Origin of the sequence: Citrobacter sp. Ce119 (assembly GCF_030334525.1) — a bacterium.
In the GTDB taxonomy this organism is placed as follows: Bacteria; Pseudomonadota; Gammaproteobacteria; order Enterobacterales; family Enterobacteriaceae; genus Citrobacter; species Citrobacter europaeus.
The window spans coordinates 21382-38239 of sequence record NZ_JAOWDR010000031.1; the positions used below are offsets into that span (position 1 = coordinate 21382).

A 16858-nucleotide genomic window follows, 5' to 3' on the forward strand; every position below is an offset into this window, starting at 1 on the left:
TTAGATGTTGCGTAAGGTGGCAAACAGTGACGCCCATTCACTCTTCGCGCGATAAAACACCGGAGGCTTGCCAATAGGCGCATCCACGGTAATTTCTCCGCCCTGAGAAGTTTCCCCAGTCCAGACGTTTACCCAGCTATCCTCCGGCAGATACAGCGTCCAGTTTTGCTGACCTTGTTCGTGAACCGGCGCAACCAGCAAATCCTGCCCCAGCAGGTACTGATATTTCAGGGTATAGGTCCGCGCATCGTCTTCGTAATGCAGGAACAGCGGGCGCATCACCGGCAGACCAGTAGCGCTGTTTTGCGCGACCGCCTGTTTGAGATACGGTTTCAGGGTGGTAAAGACGGTGGTCATACGGGCAAAGTGGGCGATGGTTTCTGCATCACCATCAAACTGCCAGTTATCGCCAGGGCGGTTACCTTCGTGGGTGCGCATCATTGGCGTGAAGGCGCTAAAATCACACCAGCGCAGCAGTAGCTCTTTGCTGCGTTTCATGTCAAACAGGGTGGTGTAACCGCCGATATCGCTGTGGTGTAGACCGTGGCCGGTCATCGCCAGCGACAGCGCCGCAGGAACGACGGAAGCCAGACCATCGTCGAGGCTCCAGTCAACGTTCTGATCGCCTGCCCACATCATGGTGGAGTATTTCTGGCTGCCGGTGTAGCCCGCACGCATAAAGAACAGGATCTCGCCGAGTTTGCCGGTCTCCTGTAACGCTTCGTAGTTACATTTCGCCCACAACGCGGGCCAGGCGTTATGCATAATTTCAGCGCTGACGCCGTTATGCAGATACGTATCGGTCGGCAGGTATTCGCCAAAGTCGGCCATCCAACCGCCGCAGCCCAGTTCAATCATGTTCTTTTTGATGACTTCTTTGAACCAGGTGTAGGCTTCGGGGTTGGTCAGATCGACCACGCCGCCGTAAAATTCACCAAACTCAACCAGATAGTCAGCGCCAGAGGCGTCTTTCGCCAGATAGCCATGTGCAGCGGCTTCGGCACAGAGATCTTTATCGCTGGCGACGTACGGGTTGATGTAGGAGAGAAACTGCACGCCTTCTTCTTTCCACTGCTTAATACGGCTATCCAACTGCGGATAGTTGTCGCTGTTCCACTTCCAGTTCCACATCACGCGCTTGCCAAAAGAAGTCATGCGGATCCCGGACCAATCCTGCGCCCAGATGCCGTTTACTTTCACGCCTGCGTTACGCATAGTGTCCAGTTTGTTCTGGCAAATCTCAGTACCGCCCTGAATACCGAGCGTGACGCCATCGTAGATCCAGTCCGGTAGCTCTGGCTGGCGTCCTAGCAGTGCAGTCAGTTTTTCCAGCAAAGAGATATAGGTGTCTGCGCATTCAAAGCGAAGAGTGGTTTTATCCTCCCACAATGCCAGTTCGTGGTACTCCGGCGCGCTGAAGTCGAAATTCATATAGCAGCTGTTATCCACATGGCAGTAGTATTTCTGCGTACTGACAAAGGTCGGCTGCGGGAAGAAGGTCCAGTAGTAGTCACCGCCGGCATTTTCTTTACAGTCTGCCTGCCAGGTGACATAGCTGTTTTTGTTACGGCCCACGCCCTGTTCGCTGGTCCACAGTGGGAATGGCTTTCCGCGCAAATCGAAGTAAGAGAATTGTTCGCCGCAGCCGTAAATATGATCGTCCGCCCTGGCGGCCAGGCGCAGCCAGATACGGTTATGGCTGAGATCCTCGTTGTGCAGATCCAGCTTCAGGCGTCCCTGTTCATCGGTGGAGATGTGCAGCGTGGCGTTGATGGTATTACCGCGGCTGAAATCTACCCGCCAGCCTTCAGGCGACTCGCTTACCGTGGCGTCGGTCAGAGCAATCTTCTCATTGAGCTTGTCTTTAATGCTGAAGTTGCCGCGAAACATGTCAATGTCGGCAACGCCAGCGCCGATCCACAGGCAGGGGAGTTCTGTGCTGTGACGCAAAATCAGGCGCTGGTGGTATGTCAGCGTAAAACCATCAATATTCTTTTCTATCAGGACTGAGGATAAATGCTTACTTTGCGTGCTCATAAAATATTCTCCATGAAATTGAGGAACGCGAGCATACTGATTGTTTATGATTTGCTATTATTCATTAGCCTTAAATAGTTATGCGCTACCCTTGAAGTAGCGCCTGAACAAGAAAAGCTTTTATTATTTGCTAGCATCCACTTTACGAATCTCAGCGATTTTTTTACCTAAAAGTATTTGTAATGCCGCCAACAGTGCAAATGGTGGTAGAAGAGCAGTGATTGCTGAAATACCCAATGCACCTTTTATTAACATTGCCCCCGAAGCGATTAATAACAAAAAGACTAAAACACGGAATACTTTTACCGAAATACGCTTATGTACATATTGCCCGACTAAGGAACCGAGTATCATGGTAGGAATACAGAAAATAACCAGTTTAAATGTTGATACTGTTAATATTCCACTGGTTGCCAGACCGCCGACAACTGCAATGTTGTTTGCCGTAAAGAACGCATTTAGCGTACCGCGAAAAGCGGCTGGGCCCAGGTTACGCAGCATTCCATACATTACAACTGGTGGTCCATTTGTGGAAAAGGCCGCTCCTAGTGCACCAGCTATTGCCCCTAACGGCGCAGCTATCCAACGTCTGTCATAGATGGGGAGGCGGGGAATAAACATACTGTAGAATGAGTAGAGAATAAGAAAACCACCCAATCCTATTTTCATGATGTGATCAGGCAGATATGACAGTGCATATAAACCTACCGGAATGCCAAGAAAAGAGAAACCGATAAGAACGGCAGCCGATCGCCAGTCCGTTTCTTTACGAGATAACCACGTGGCATAAATGGCGGTCGCTGTTCCGACAATAACAGAAAGTGGAGTTGCCATTTTTACAGGAAGCATCAGGGTGATGAGCGGCATGGTTGTCAATCCACCACCAAAGCCAGCACATATTCCTACAAATGTATAAAGAAACATTAAGGCGATAACAGTATATATAACATTTGGCTCCAACATCACGCCATCAGGTGTAAATAAATTAAAGAAATCCATTATAATTCCTTCATTATCAAATTCTAAAATATTACCTTGGCTGTTTTAAGTCATGGTAATGGGTATCCTGCACAAATAAACACTTGCACTATATGCATTCACCGCGAATATTAAAAAATAATGTATGCTGCTGTTTTGGTTTAAGTAATAGTAAGTCGATCCCAGAGTTAAAGGCATCCGGTGGACAACTCATCGGTTCGATAGCCAACCCCCGGCGATTCAACTTTTCGCCACTATAGACCTGAAGCCACGGTTGATCGGAACACAAACTAACAGCAAGCTGCTGTTGTTCGTTAATAATTTTCGTCTCCCACCGCTCGCCGCAAGTTTTGAAAGTATGATCAATCCGTTTATCACCGATTTTCTGTTGGATGGAATAATCCAAATTCAGCTCATCGACGTGAAGTAACGTTGTTGAGTTAGACTGTGTATCGGAAGCAAAAACCTCATTTGCAGGAAGTTGCAGCGTACAGTCATCAACAGGTGCTAAATCGCAAGTTAAGTAAGGGTGAACACCGACGCCATAAGGTGCTGGTTTATCGCCGATATTTTGGCTAATTATTTCAACGGACAGCCCCGTTGTAGCGTCCAGTGAGTAAATAACCTGCGAAATCAATGCGAATGGGTAGCCATAACTTGGCGGTAAAAATATGGAGAACGAAGCTTTTGCGGCTGTTAATTCACTAACTTGCCAGTCTCTCCATGCAAGTAAGCCGTGAATAGCGGCGTTAGAGCCATGTTCATTAATCGGCAGCAGATACTCATGCCCATCATGCTGATAGATGCCATTGGCAATACGATTTGGCCAAGGGATTAATACCTTACCCAGATGAGCAAGAGGCATCTCTTCTGGTTTATGAGGTATAACCAGATGCTTGCCCTGCCAGGTTAATTCGGCAAGACCGGCACCAACTGAAACTATTTGCGCCCGGTAATCACCTGCAGCGAGTAATATCGTATTCCCACCACTATGCATACATATCACCTTAATATTAGATATCCTTACTAAACAACGGCATATGCAACATTCATTTGCTGATATGCCGTCTTTACCAGGCTTATTTATTTTGCATTGATATCTAACAAACCTGCTGCTACGGCTGGTGCCAGCCCTGGAGCGAGCGGGATGCGTGGGATTACCAGACAGTGCAGAAGATGGTATATATCCTGCTTACCGTCCCAGACTTTAGTGGTCACCTTGTTGTCAGCATCCAATTCTTGCCACCATGAACCATTTTCATAGTCCATCAGGTATTTAATGCAGTAATCCCACCATGTCTGATACCAGGTTTCATATTGACGATCCCCTGTTACGGTATAGAGGGCATAGGCTGTCCCCATCGCTTCGACAATTGGCCAGCGTACACGCTCACGTACAACGGGTTTCCCTTCCCAGTCAACGGTATACACAATGCCGTCAGCTCCATCTGGAGCCCATGCATCACGTACTGTCGCGTGGAACAAACCTTTAGCGTCTTCCAGCAGCCATGCTGGGGGTTGTTCGCATCTGGCTTCCAGCGCTGCGTGGATATGCAGCATTAAACGACCCCATTCGATCCAATGACCTGGAGTACCGCCAAATGCACGGAAACGGTGTGCTGGATTTTCTTTGTTATAGTCGCGGATAGGATTCCATTGAGTATCAAAGTGTTCATTAACACGGTAATGATTGTTTCTGGCCACATCATGAATGATGACTGATGCGATTCTGATAGCGCGATCCAGCCATTTTTTGTCATGGGTAACGTCATAAACGATCAGGAAAGCCTCAACAGCGTGCATGTTGGCGTTACCGCCACGGTAATCTTCCGTCTGGCTGAAGGCCTCGTCCCAGGACTCAAGGCACATCTGCTCTTCTTCACTCCAAAAATATTTCTCAATCACTTCTATGGTGTAATCCAGCAATTTCCTGGCTTCAGGATGCCCGGTTGTTACTGCGCTGGCTGCGCCCAGCAGTGCAAAAAAGTGTTGATACCCTTGCTTGGAGGCATCCATCACGCCTTCGTCATTTACGCATGCATACCAACCACCGTATTTTTTATCTAGCAATGCGCCATTCATAGCCTTGATGCCGTGATCGACCAGGTCATATGCCCCAGGTCTGCCCATGGCTGCAGCTACAGAGTAAACGTGTAACATACGGGCAGTAATCCACAGATGAGTCCCCATCTCTTCTTTAATTTGCCCCTTGTTACCCAGCCAGCCAAATCCAGTAGGAACAGCAGCATTTTTACCAAAATTAAAGATGCGGTCTGTTTCCTGCTCCAGCCAACGGTTGTGGCTCAATGTGTTAAACCATTTCATTCTTTGATCCTCGTATTAGCGGCGACGGGCCATCATTTCATCGACAATGTCACCTAAACGTTGCAATTTAGGCGCGGAAACATCACGCAGCATCAGTTCGGTATCTGGCAGGCCAACAACCGATGACCAGACCGCACGTCCGGCCAGGAAGCCAGATGCGCCTGCGGTCATTGCTACGCTGACTGCGCGCGGGAACAGTTTTTCATCCACACCAGAGGAGAGAATGACCCACGGCATGTTGATGTTTTCATTCAGGCGCTGAGAGGCGCTTAGTAGTTCTTGTTGAGTACCTTTGCCGTACAGCGGCATTTCGACCTTGTAGAGATCGGCACCGCTATCACCCAGTTCTTTTGCGGCATCGATAATGGCCTGTTCGCGATCGAACTTATCGCCACGACGCGGTGGGCGAACAACCGGCTCGATGATGCTAAGCAGGCCATTGGAATGGCATAGCTCATTGAATTCTTTCACCATATCAAGACGCTGCTGAGCATCTTCATCGCTACGCCACAGCACCAGCAGTTTGAGAGCCTTAGCACCATCTTGCTTCACGGCTTGCGGGTTGATTTTTTTATCAATCACCACGCTATCGACCGGAATACCGTTACCCGGAATGAACTCATCAGCGGCCACAATCATGGCGCAGCTTTTGGCGACCGCGTTTTGCTCTACAACCTGGCGGTAGCAGAACTGCTGGTCGACCAAAATGGCGGAGGCATAGGGGGACAGGATCTTTGCCGCATTGACCTTGAAATCGGTCAGCACGCTGTCATTGACCGGGGATTTTGCACCCGCTGCGGCAAACATTAAGCGCATGGCTTCGCGCTGATCGACCGCCAGCATGGCAAAACCGCCGGAAGCTCGGGTGATATCTTTCAGGGTGTACTTCGTCATTGTTCAGTCCTTACTTATCTGTGTGTTTATTTAGCCCGGCGGATGCGCGAACCTGTTCGAGAATTGCCGTCCAGTCTTCCCGGCCACGGCCAGCGGCGCGTGCCTGGTTATAGACTTCGCGGGAGGCGGCGCCGAGCGGCATCGGCACATGCAGTTGGTTGGCAACGTCCAGGGCGATGCCAAGATCCTTGTGAGCTAAATCGATCATAAAGGCCGGGGAAAGATCGCCTTTCAGCACTTTGTTTGGCCAGGAGGTGGTGAAGTGACCTTTTCCGGCAGGCGTTCCGCTCATCACTTTTAAGGCCACATCGAAGGAGAGGCCGAGCGCTTCGCACAGCACGGCGGCTTCAGCAGACAGGGCATTTAGCGCAATACTCATGTAGTTGTTGATGAGCTTCACGCGGATCCCCATGCCGGGACCCCCTGCATTGATCAATTCATTACCCATCGCCATCAGAACTGATGTGGCGCGTTCTACCTGCTGTGCCGTTCCACCTGCCAGCAGCAACAGCGTTCCCGCGATAGCGTGATCGGAGGTGCGTCCAACCGGGCAATCCATCATGTCGAAACCTTTGGCACGCATATCGGCGATCAACTTGTCGGTTTGCAGTGGGTGAATAGTCGACATATCAATCACTAACGCCTGCGGGGAGAGGCTTTCGCAGATACCCTGCTCCCCGAACAATACGCTACGCACCAGGGAGCCGTTTGGCAGCATGGTGATGACAAATTCTGCCCCCTTTGCCGCCTGGGCCGGGTTGTTGGCAGGCTGTGCTCCTTTTTCCACCAGGCGCTGAACGGCATCCGGGTTAACGTCAAAGACGCTGAGTTGATGACCCTGCTTCAGCAAGTTGCTCGCCATGGGTGAACCCATCTGACCTAATCCGATAAATGCTATAACTGCCATAACGTTCTCCTGAGACGTGGATGTCATTTTTTGTCATTTAAGGTCGTTTGTTTTTGTCTGTTTTTGATCGTATTTGTAATTTATGGTCAAAAAATTGACAGCCGTCACTTTTTAAACATTTTGTGAAATTAAAATGATCCCATCTTGAAACGCCTAAGGAATGACCATGATTCGTATTGCTTGTGTAGGTATTGCCGTGATGGATCGCATCTATTACGTGGAAGGTTTACCGACTGAAGGAGGTAAGTATGTGGCGAAGCGTTATACGGAAGTGGGCGGCGGGCCTGCTGCAACGGCCGCAGTGGCTGCAGCGAAGCTGGGCGCGCAGGTGGACTTTATTGGCCGTGTGGGCGATGACGACACCGGAAATAGCCTGCTGGCGGAGCTGGAATCCCTGGGGGTAAACACCCGCTACACCCGGCGCTACGTGGGGGCAAAGTCTTCGCAATCGGCGATTATGGTTGATGCGCAAGGTGAACGGATTATCGTTAACTATCCCAGCCCGGATTTACTGCCGGATGCTGATTGGCTCAATGAGATCGATTTTTCCCAGTGGGATGTGGTGTTGGCGGATGTTCGCTGGCACGAAGGGGCCAGGCAGGCGTTCACGCTGGCGCGTCAGGCGGGAGTGATGACGGTTTTGGATGGCGATGTAACGCCACAGGGTATTAGTGAACTGGTGGCGTTAAGCGATCATGCTGCATTCTCTGAACCTGGTCTGGCGCGTTTAACCGGAATAAGCGATCCTGTCGCTGGACTGAAACAAGCACAAACGCTCACAAATGGTCATGTTTATGTGACACGAGGGAGCGAAGGCTGTGACTGGATAAAAAATAATACGTTGCAGCATCAATCTGGATTTAAAGTCGACGTCGTTGACACAACGGGGGCGGGGGATGTTTTCCACGGTGCGCTCGCATTCAGCCTGGCTGACGGCGATGCTCCGGAAGGGGCTGTCAGGTTCGCCAGCGGGGTTGCTGCGCTAAAATGTACACGTCCGGGAGGAAGAGCCGGAATCCCTGACTGTGATCAAACCCGATCTTTTCTGTCACTTTTTGTATAAAATGCCAGGGCAATGGTTTTTCGAGGAAATTTCATGAGTCTTACCGAACTGACCGGTAACCCGCGACACGATCAACTGCTGATGCTGATTAGCGAGCGCGGTTATATGAACATCGACGAGCTCGCCAGCCTGCTGGACGTGTCCACGCAAACCGTGCGTCGTGATATTCGTAAACTCAGCGAGCAGGGATTAATTACCCGTCATCATGGTGGCGCGGGTAGAGCTTCCAGCGTGGTGAATACGGCGTTTGAGCAGCGTGAAGTCTCCTGGACGGAAGAGAAAAAAGCCATCGCGGAAGCGGTGGCTGATTACATTCCTGATGGGTCAACGGTGTTTATTACCATTGGCACCACCGTTGAGCAGGTGGCGCGCGCACTGTTAAACCATAATCATTTGCGCATTATCACCAATAGCCTGCGTGTGGCGCACATTCTGTATAACAACCCACGTTTTGAAGTCATGGTGCCGGGGGGAACGTTACGTCCGCATAACAGTGGCATCATTGGCCCTTCTGCCTCGGCATTTGTCGCGGATTTTCGGGCCGACTACCTGGTTACCAGCGTTGGCGCGATTGAAAGTGATGGCGCGCTACTGGAGTTTGATGTCAATGAAGCCAGCGTAGTGAAAACGATGATGTCCCATTCAAGACACATTCTGCTGGCTGCGGATCATACGAAATATACGGCTTCTGCCGCGGTAGAAATTGGTAACGTGTCTCAGGTGACCGCGTTGTTTACCGATGAATACCCAGGTCCCGCATTGCATAATTTACTCCAGTCACAGCAGGTGGAAATTGTGCAAGTGAGTCCTTCACAGGACGATGCTCTGGCCGTGTAATTCTCTCCAGTGATGGCTCGATAAGTTCGTAGTCATCACTCTCACATAGTCAAACTTCTCCTTTCCCGCTACAGTTATTCATCCACGGCGAATAAGGAGAAGGGCATGCTCTATATCTTTGATTTGGGTAATGTGATTGTCGATATCGACTTCAATCGCGTGTTAGGCACATGGAGCGATTTGAGCCGTGTACCGCTGGCCTCGTTAAAGCAAAGTTTCACCATGGGGGAGGCTTTTCACCAGCACGAGCGAGGTGAAATAACGGATGAAGCTTTTGCGGAGGCGCTATGCCATGACATGGCGCTGCCGCTCAGTTACGAGCAGTTCTCCCACGGCTGGCAGGCCGTTTTTGTCGCCTTGCGTCCTGAAGTCATCGACATCATGCAAAAGCTGCGTGAGCAGGGGCATCGGGTGGTCGTCTTGTCGAATACTAACCGTTTGCACACGACGTTTTGGCCAGATGAATACCCCGAGATCCGTCAGGCTGCTGACCATATTTATCTTTCCCAGGAACTGGGCATGCGTAAACCTGAAGCGCGGATTTACCAGCACGTCCTGCAGTCTGAAGGTTTTTCTGCGCAAGATGCGATCTTTTTTGACGACAACGCCGATAATATTGAAGGGGCCAATCGGTTAGGGATTACCAGTATCCAGGTCGTCGATAAAACGACCATTCCTGACTATTTCGCGAAGTTGTTATGCTAAAAAATGTTCAGCAACAAGCCAGGCACCATACGCGTCCTGTACGGGCCTGGCTGAAGCTACTATGGCAGCGGATTGATGAAGACAACATGACGACGCTGGCAGGGAATCTTGCCTACGTTTCATTGCTCTCATTAGTGCCGCTTATTGCCGTTGTGTTTGCTCTTTTCGCCGCCTTTCCGATGTTTTCTGACGTTAGTGTCCAGCTGCGGCATTTTATTTTCGCAAACTTTATCCCGGCGACGGGAGACGTTATCCAGCGTTATATCGAACAGTTTGTCGCCAACTCGAACAAAATGACCGCCGTTGGAGCATGTGGGCTGATTGTTACGGCGTTATTATTGATGTATGCCATTGATAATGCGCTGAATACTATCTGGCGTAGTAAACGCACTCGCCCTAAAGTTTACTCTTTCGCCGTTTACTGGATGATTTTAACGCTGGGGCCGCTGCTGGCGGGGGCCAGCCTGGCGATCAGCTCTTATCTGTTGTCATTGCGCTGGGCCAGCGATCTCAACACGGTGATTGATAACGTTCTGCGTATTTTCCCGCTGGTGCTTTCCTGGCTCTCGTTCTGGCTGCTTTACAGCATTGTACCGACAACCCGTGTACCCAATCGTGATGCGGTTATTGGCGCCTTTGTGGCCGCCGTGTTGTTCGAAGCCGGAAAGAAAGGATTTGCGCTCTACATCACGATGTTTCCGTCGTATCAGCTCATTTACGGTGTCCTGGCGGTGATCCCCATTTTATTTGTCTGGGTATACTGGACGTGGTGTATCGTCTTGCTAGGCGCGGAAATAACTGTCACTCTCGGGGAATACCGCAAACTTAAACAAGCCGCAGAACAAGAAGAAGCAGAGCAACCATGATTGCATTAATTCAGCGCGTAACCCGTGCCAGCGTCACCGTGGAGGGCGAGGTGACGGGTGAAATTGGCCCAGGACTTTTGGTCCTGTTAGGTGTCGAAAGGGATGATGACGAACAAAAAGCGAACCGCCTGTGCGAACGTGTACTCGGCTATCGAATCTTTAGCGATGCCGAAGGCAAAATGAACCTGAATGTGCAGCAGTCAGGCGGCAGCGTGCTGGTGGTCTCGCAATTTACGTTGGCGGCAGATACTGAGCGCGGCATGCGTCCGGGCTTTTCAAAAGGCGCAGCGCCCGAGCGGGCAGAAGCGCTGTATGAGTACTTTGTTGAGCGTTGCCGCCAACAGGAAATGAATACGCAAACCGGTCGTTTCGCTGCGGATATGCAGGTTTCACTGGTTAATGATGGTCCCGTGACGTTCTGGTTACAAGTATGAACCAGCTACCGGTGTGGCCGCGGGCAACAAGAGAGAATACGACTATGTATCACCTTCGAGTACCGCAAACAGAAGAAGAATTGGAGCGTTACTACCAGTTTCGCTGGGAGATGCTGCGTAAACCCTTGCACCAGCCCAAAGGCTCCGAACGGGATGCCTGGGATGCGATGGCGCATCACCAGATGGTGGTGGACGAAGAGGGGAATCTGGTCGCGGTTGGGCGTTTGTATATCAATGCGGATAACGAAGCCTCGATACGCTTTATGGCCGTAGACCCCTCCGTACAGGAGAAAGGGTTGGGCACGCTGATGGCGATGACCCTGGAGTCTGTGGCGCGTCAGGAAGGGGTAAAGCGCGTAACCTGTAGCGCCCGTGAAGATGCGGTCGAATTTTTCGCCAAACTTGGGTTTGTGAGCCAGGGAGAAATCACCACGCCGCAAACCACACCGGTGCGCCACTTTTTGATGATTAAGCCCATCGCGACGCTGGACGATATTCTCCATCGCGGCGACTGGTGCGGACAGTTACAGCAAGCCTGGTACGAACATATTCCCTTGAGTGAGAAAATGGGCGTGCGCATTCAGCAGTACACCGGGCAGAAATTTATTACCACGATGCCCGAGACCGGTAATCAGAACCCGCACCATACGCTGTTTGCCGGAAGCCTGTTTTCACTGGCGACGTTAACGGGCTGGGGGCTTATCTGGCTAATGTTGCGCGAGCGTCATCTGGGCGGGACCATAATCCTCGCGGACGCGCATATCCGATACAGCAGGCCGATCACCGGGAAGCCTACCGCCATCGCCGACCTGGGCTCGCTGAGCGGTGACCTGGACCGTCTGGCAAGAGGCCGCAAGGCGCGCGTTCAGATGCAGGTCGGGGTATTTGGCGATGACACGCCGGGCGTGGTGTTTGAAGGCACCTACATTGTGCTACCCGCAAAACCGTTTGGCGCATATGAAGAAGGCGGGAACGAGGAAGAGTAGGCCTTCTAGCTGAAATGCAATATTGGGTTCATTTGCTGATGTAAAATGCGGATTATGAAAATGCCATAATCCGCATTTTGATAAAAAATCGCATGCTGTCGATGATTGTATTGACGGGTACCTTCCTTAATCGCAGAACAGTTGTGTCCCATCAAAGCGTTTTTCTCTAACAGTAAAAAAAGCTGTTCCATCTCAGTCGTGTATTTATCCGCCTGCTGATAACCGAATTTTCTCCAGGTGTATTCATAGATAGATTCAAAGTCTTCGACTGCCTGATTAGAGAGTTTATACATTCAGACTGCGCTTTTTCCTGTGCGCGACCTCCTGTAGAGTCAGGTCGCTTGTGCCGCTGTGTATCCCATCCTCCAGCGCGTCGCGTAATGCGTTGTTTCGCAATTCTTGTTCTTCCAGTAAACGTAATGCTGAACGGACAACTTCGCTGGTGGAACCATAGCGCCCACTTTCAATCATTTCGTTAATAAAACGATCGAGATGCTCGCCAATCGTAATGCTGGTAGTTCTGGGCATAGGTTTGTCCTTTGTGTTATCTATTCACACAAGATAGCACCCGTGGACGAAAACATGAACAACCTTACTGACCTAGCCGCCAGGCCACATCCCGCATAATGCTTCGTGCTGCCTGACTCACCCCAGCCAACTGGAAAAATCCGTGGATAACGCCGAGATAGCGTTGGCAAGTGCACTCCACGCCCTGCTCCTGGAACCGTTGATACAGGGCCTCGCCTTCATCTCGCAGTGGGTCGAATTCAGCTGTAATGATGTGCGTGGGCGGCAAACCGTTGAAGTCTTCGCGCCAGAGTGGGCTGACTTCGGGATGCAGTGGATCGGTTTGCGGCATATACATCTCGTAGCCCGACAGCAGCGTGTCGCGGGTGATAATGTAATCCTGTCCATTATGGTCATAGCTCGCAAACCTGACGGTTGCGTCCAGCATCGGGTAGATCAACATAAGCTGCGCAGGTTGCCATTGTCCGCTAGCTTTCAGGCGTAGTGCGGTGACCAGCGCCAGATGCCCGCCCGCGCTGTCACCGGCAAGCGTAATGTTGCTGCGGTCGACTCCCAGTTTCTGGGCATACTTCCAGATAATATTGGCCCCCGATTCAGCATCGTTATGCGCTGCCGGGAAGGTGTGCTCTGGTGCGAGGCGATATTGCACCGCAATCACCCGACAGCCGCTGTACCACGCGAGCTGCCTTAGCTGATTATCATGGGTGGCGAATCCACCGCTGACAAAGCAGCCGCCGTGATAATAGATAACGCAGGGGAGATTTCCTGTGCTGCCCCGCGGCGAAACAACGCGAAACGTCATGGCATCGAGTTCAATATCTTCAACCTGTACGCGGGTTTCAGTTTCTCCTGCCAGTGCAGTGCTGGCGATGTAGCCTGCTCTCCGGTCATCAATATTCTGCTCGCGTGAAGAAGGGCGTCCCGCCGCGATAAATGCCTCAACAAGCTGTGCAATCCCGTTTTCCAGTGCCATTTATTATTCTCCTTATCTGTATATATATACAGTTTTATAACCTGGATACTCACGAATGAAAATGGGAAAAAAGGGGGCGGGTATGATTCTGGAAAGCAGCTCGCAAAAATAAAAAACGTTCGCGTGAAGGCTACTTTCCCACTTTTCTCAGGTGTATGTTGTGTGGAAATTAATCACTGATGATATACTGGAGGTATATGTGAGTATGATGGCTGGGATGGATATGGGCAGAATTTTACTCGATTTATCAGATGAGGTGATTAAACGTCTTGATGATCTCAAGGTTCAGCGCAACCTGCCGCGAGCAGAACTCTTACGGGAGGCCGTTGAACAGTATCTTGAGAGGCAGGATCAGGCTGAAACAACAATTTCACGTGCTCTTGGGCTGTGGCAAGGCTGTGAGGAAGATGGTGTTGAATACCAGCGTAAACTCCGTGAGGAATGGTAATGGTCAAAGGATCAGCTCTTTTTGATACCAACATCCTCATCGACCTTTTTAGCGGGAGAAATGAAGCAAAACTAGCGCTAGAAACATGGCCGCCGCAGAATGCAATCAGCCTCATTACATGGATGGAGGTGATGGTGGGCGCAAAAAAATACCATCAGGAAGCCCTTACTCGCGTTGCGCTAGGCGCTTTTAACGTGATCGACATTTCACAGGATATTGCTGAACGAAGCGTGAGTATCAGACAGGAGCATGGGATGAAATTGCCGGATGCCATTATTTTGGCCACTGCGCAGATTCATCGTCTTACATTGGTTACGCGTAATACCAAGGATTTTGCAGGCATATCAGGCGTGGTCACGCCGTATGCGTTATAACCCGGGCGACCTACGCCGCCCGGTGGTACGGAGAACTTACTCCCCTTCACCCGGGAATAAGAACGGGTTGATGGAGCTGCGGGCGAAGCCCTCTTGCTCCATGTGAGCGTCCAGCATCAGTGAAGCGAGATCGTCAGCTACTGCCTCAACTTTCGGGTCTTTTTCCTGATAGAGAATCTTCAGGTAAGTCCCGCAGTCGCCGCAGCTTTCAGCTTTAATCGCTGCCTGTTCGTTATCCAGCGACCAGTAGTTCAAATCACGGCTCTGTTCGCAGTTGCTGCACTTCACGCGCACCACGTGCCACTCGGTTTCGCACAGGTTGCAGTGCAGATAGCGCAGCCCCTGAGTGGTACCGATTTGCACCATGCTGGAGACCGGCATTGAACCACACACCGGGCAGTACTGACGCTGTTCACCGTATTCCGCACGGGCTTTGCCGGGGATCAGGCTTGCCATCTGCGCCCAGTAGAGCGACAGGGCAGCCCAAATGAACGGCGCTTTGTCGCTGCTGACGGAGGCGAAATCAGAGGCAAACAGCGCGCTGGCCATCAGCTCCAGTTCCTGCTCTGAGGCTTTTTCCAGATTCTCGATCACGGCTAGCGCAGGGCCGCTCATCTCCGGCTTCAGCTCAGCAATTAACGATTGCAGCAGTTTTTGCCAGTGCTTGTCGCGTGGCAGGACGTGAATGTCCAGCGGCGGTTTGCCCTGATCGTTCGCTTCTTTGATGCGAGCGGTCAGATCTATCTGCAGCGGATGGTCGTACAACACCACTTCCTGCGCGTGTGCGATCAGCGCGGCAAAGCGCAGATAATCGCCAAGCGGGTTGTTCTCGGCCAGCTCGCGCAGACGCTCAGCGCGGCGGTTATACAAATTTTTGAGTCTGGGGAATAATAACGGCGGAATCATATCCGCCGTGCGTTTCTCGCTCTTCTCCAGCTCATCTTGCGGGATTATGCGAATACTCATTCAGATGACTTTTCCTGTTTCTGGCGGACTTCACGGTACCAGCGCGGGTGATGTTTCTTCGCCCATGAGCTGGTAACCCATCCTTCCACCATCGCGGTAATGGTGCCTTTCACCCAAAGGGCGGCGTAAATGTGCACCATGATAACCACAATTAACGCTACTGCGGCAAATGAATGCAGCATTAACGCGAATCGGATCACCGGGATTGAGAAAGCAGGCGCAAAATACGGACGCCAGATGACCACTCCGCTCACCAGCAACAGGACCAGGAAGATAATCGCCGCCCAGAATACGCATTTCTGGCCGAAGTTATAACGTCCCGTGTCACCTACTTCCTCGTTGACGACAATCTTACGAATATTCTTCGCCCAAAAGATATCATCCCGATTGATTAGATTGTGGTGCCAGTAACGGAAAAACATGATGATAAACGAGGCAAACATGATCACGCCGACAAACGGGTGCACAATTCGCGCCAGTTGCGGAGTGCCCATGATGTGCATCAGCCAGTTAAAAGATGGGAAGAGAAAGCCCATCCCGCTCACTGCCGCCAGAATGAAGCAGAAGGCGGTTACCCAGTGGTTGATGCGTTCCGGCGCCGTGTAGCGCACGATGGTGTCACGTCGTTTCATTTGCGCACCTCGTCTTTTTCTTCATGCAGATTGTCTTCTTCCTCTTCCGCACGGTTCGGGCCTACGCCGACGTAGTGGAAGATACTGGCCGCAAATGTCGCTGCAAAGCCGACGGCTGCGAGAGGTTTCCAGATGCCTTTCCAGAATTTCACGGTGGCGCTGATTTCCGGGTTCTCCGGCAGACCGTGGTACAGATTCGGCTTGTCGGCATGGTGCAATACGTACATTACGTGCGTACCGCCAACGCCTGCCGGATCGTACAGACCCGCGTTTTCGTAACCACGCGTTTTCAGCTCCGCTACGCGCTCGCCGGCCAGCGTTTTCATCGACTCTTTGGTGCCGAAATGAATGGCGCCGGTTGGGCAGGTTTTCACGCAGGCCGGTTCTTGCCCGACCACCACGCGGTCAACGCACAGCGTACATTTGTAGACGCGGTTGTCTTCCGGGTTGAGGCGCGGTACGTCGAACGGACAGCCCGCGATACAGTAGCCACAGCCGATGCACTGCTCGGACTGGAAGTCGACGATCCCGTTGGCATACTGAATGATTGCGCCTTCAGCCGGACACGCCTTCAGGCAGCCCGGATCGGCACAGTGCATACAGCCATCCTTGCGGATAAGCCATTCCAGTTTGTCGTTTTGTTCCACTTCTGAGAAGCGCATTACCGTCCAGGATTTAGCGGTCAAATCAGCCGGGTTGTCGTACACCCCAACGTTGTTACCCACTTCATCACGGATGTCGTTCCATTCAGAACACGCCACCTGACACGCTTTACAGCCGATACAGGTGGTGACGTCGATAAGCTTCGCCACCTCTTCCTGATGGTCCCGCGCCTGAGGCGCGGGGGTGAAACCGTTAGTGGCGGAACGACGAATGATGTCTTGCGATTGATAAGCCATAGGTCG

The 16858-nt window shown here is 51.5% G+C and carries 20 protein-coding genes; 8 read left to right on the plus strand and 12 right to left on the minus strand.

Translation table 11 applies throughout. The features are described 5' to 3' along the window. The 6 genes from OGV80_RS02305 to yihU form a co-directional block, all read right to left on the minus strand. Complete coding sequence (locus tag OGV80_RS02305) at positions 1 to 2037, minus strand: alpha-glucosidase (RefSeq protein ID WP_087052884.1); 2037 nt, start codon at positions 2035 to 2037, stop codon at positions 1 to 3. A gap of 123 nt (positions 2038 to 2160) precedes the next feature. Next, positions 2161 to 3036 carry a sulfite exporter TauE/SafE family protein gene (locus OGV80_RS02310; protein WP_047407506.1) on the minus strand — a complete coding sequence of 292 codons (876 nt, stop codon included), beginning with the start codon at positions 3034 to 3036 and terminating at the stop codon, positions 2161 to 2163. Positions 3037 to 3124: 88 nt separating this feature from the next. Next, positions 3125 to 4012 carry an aldose-1-epimerase gene (locus OGV80_RS02315; RefSeq protein ID WP_072033902.1) on the minus strand — a complete coding sequence of 296 codons (888 nt, stop codon included), beginning with the start codon at positions 4010 to 4012 and terminating at the stop codon, positions 3125 to 3127. 86 nt (positions 4013 to 4098) lie between these two features. Next, positions 4099 to 5340, minus strand: a complete 1242-nt coding sequence (gene yihS, locus OGV80_RS02320) for a sulfoquinovose isomerase (RefSeq protein WP_047407502.1) — start codon at positions 5338 to 5340, stop codon at positions 4099 to 4101. A 15-nt stretch (positions 5341 to 5355) separates the two neighbouring features. Continuing rightward, entirely contained in the window at positions 5356 to 6234 is an 879-nt protein-coding gene (gene yihT / locus OGV80_RS02325; RefSeq protein ID WP_023217875.1) for a sulfofructosephosphate aldolase, read from the minus strand. 10 nt (positions 6235 to 6244) lie between these two features. After that, the gene (yihU, locus tag OGV80_RS02330) at positions 6245 to 7141 is read right to left on the minus strand and encodes a sulfolactaldehyde 3-reductase (protein WP_080625905.1); all 897 of its coding nucleotides are present in this window, start codon (positions 7139 to 7141) and stop codon (positions 6245 to 6247) included. Between the two features lie 166 nt (positions 7142 to 7307). Between yihU and OGV80_RS02335 the strand changes: the two genes are divergently transcribed. The 6 genes from OGV80_RS02335 to fabY all read left to right on the plus strand — a co-directional run bounded on the left by OGV80_RS02335 (position 7308) and on the right by fabY (position 12032). Then, the gene (locus OGV80_RS02335; RefSeq protein ID WP_047407495.1) at positions 7308 to 8204 is read left to right on the plus strand and encodes a sugar kinase; all 897 of its coding nucleotides are present in this window, start codon (positions 7308 to 7310) and stop codon (positions 8202 to 8204) included. A gap of 33 nt (positions 8205 to 8237) precedes the next feature. Further along, complete coding sequence (locus OGV80_RS02340; protein ID WP_003847907.1) at positions 8238 to 9041, plus strand: DeoR/GlpR family DNA-binding transcription regulator; 804 nt, start codon at positions 8238 to 8240, stop codon at positions 9039 to 9041. 105 nt (positions 9042 to 9146) lie between these two features. After that, positions 9147 to 9746: a glucose-1-phosphatase gene (gene yihX / locus OGV80_RS02345; RefSeq protein ID WP_087052886.1), complete on the plus strand. Its 600-nt coding sequence runs from the start codon at positions 9147 to 9149 to the stop codon at positions 9744 to 9746. Then, positions 9740 to 10612, plus strand: a complete 873-nt coding sequence (locus OGV80_RS02350; RefSeq protein ID WP_043018884.1) for a virulence factor BrkB family protein — start codon at positions 9740 to 9742, stop codon at positions 10610 to 10612. The genes yihX and OGV80_RS02350 overlap by 7 nt, the downstream gene beginning before the upstream one ends. Then, positions 10609 to 11046 carry a D-aminoacyl-tRNA deacylase gene (dtd, locus tag OGV80_RS02355; protein WP_003028671.1) on the plus strand — a complete coding sequence of 146 codons (438 nt, stop codon included), beginning with the start codon at positions 10609 to 10611 and terminating at the stop codon, positions 11044 to 11046. The genes OGV80_RS02350 and dtd overlap by 4 nt, the downstream gene beginning before the upstream one ends. A gap of 44 nt (positions 11047 to 11090) precedes the next feature. Then, positions 11091 to 12032: a fatty acid biosynthesis protein FabY gene (gene fabY, locus OGV80_RS02360; protein ID WP_003825286.1), complete on the plus strand. Its 942-nt coding sequence runs from the start codon at positions 11091 to 11093 to the stop codon at positions 12030 to 12032. 5 nt (positions 12033 to 12037) lie between these two features. Here fabY and OGV80_RS02365 read toward each other — a convergent pair whose 3' ends face one another. From OGV80_RS02365 to OGV80_RS02375, 3 genes are all read right to left on the minus strand, one after another. Continuing rightward, entirely contained in the window at positions 12038 to 12325 is a 288-nt protein-coding gene (locus OGV80_RS02365; protein ID WP_003825284.1) for a type II toxin-antitoxin system RelE/ParE family toxin, read from the minus strand. After that, positions 12318 to 12560, minus strand: a complete 243-nt coding sequence (locus tag OGV80_RS02370; RefSeq protein ID WP_003825282.1) for a type II toxin-antitoxin system ParD family antitoxin — start codon at positions 12558 to 12560, stop codon at positions 12318 to 12320. Before OGV80_RS02370 ends, OGV80_RS02365 begins: the two co-directional genes overlap by 8 nt. A gap of 64 nt (positions 12561 to 12624) precedes the next feature. After that, on the minus strand, positions 12625 to 13533 hold the full coding sequence (locus OGV80_RS02375; RefSeq protein WP_080625903.1) for an alpha/beta hydrolase: 909 nt from the start codon (positions 13531 to 13533) through the stop codon (positions 12625 to 12627). A 205-nt stretch (positions 13534 to 13738) separates the two neighbouring features. Here OGV80_RS02375 and OGV80_RS02380 point away from each other — a divergent pair, with 205 nt between their 5' ends. Together OGV80_RS02380 and OGV80_RS02385 are read left to right on the plus strand one after the other, a co-directional pair. Then, positions 13739 to 13981: a ribbon-helix-helix domain-containing protein gene (locus OGV80_RS02380; RefSeq protein ID WP_043018956.1), complete on the plus strand. Its 243-nt coding sequence runs from the start codon at positions 13739 to 13741 to the stop codon at positions 13979 to 13981. Then, a complete protein-coding gene (locus OGV80_RS02385; protein ID WP_087050718.1) occupies positions 13981 to 14355 on the plus strand; it encodes a type II toxin-antitoxin system VapC family toxin in 375 nt (124 codons plus the stop codon). The genes OGV80_RS02380 and OGV80_RS02385 overlap by 1 nt, the downstream gene beginning before the upstream one ends. A 36-nt stretch (positions 14356 to 14391) precedes the next feature. Here OGV80_RS02385 and fdhE read toward each other — a convergent pair whose 3' ends face one another. The 3 genes from fdhE to fdoH are packed head-to-tail and all read right to left on the minus strand — an operon-like array spanning position 14392 to position 16852. Then, positions 14392 to 15321: a formate dehydrogenase accessory protein FdhE gene (gene fdhE, locus OGV80_RS02390; protein WP_043018887.1), complete on the minus strand. Its 930-nt coding sequence runs from the start codon at positions 15319 to 15321 to the stop codon at positions 14392 to 14394. After that, positions 15318 to 15953, minus strand: a complete 636-nt coding sequence (gene fdoI, locus OGV80_RS02395; protein WP_061066955.1) for a formate dehydrogenase cytochrome b556 subunit — start codon at positions 15951 to 15953, stop codon at positions 15318 to 15320. Before fdoI ends, fdhE begins: the two co-directional genes overlap by 4 nt. Continuing rightward, the gene (fdoH, locus tag OGV80_RS02400; RefSeq protein WP_003028691.1) at positions 15950 to 16852 is read right to left on the minus strand and encodes a formate dehydrogenase O subunit beta; all 903 of its coding nucleotides are present in this window, start codon (positions 16850 to 16852) and stop codon (positions 15950 to 15952) included. Before fdoH ends, fdoI begins: the two co-directional genes overlap by 4 nt. Between the last annotated feature and the right edge of the window lie 6 nt (positions 16853 to 16858).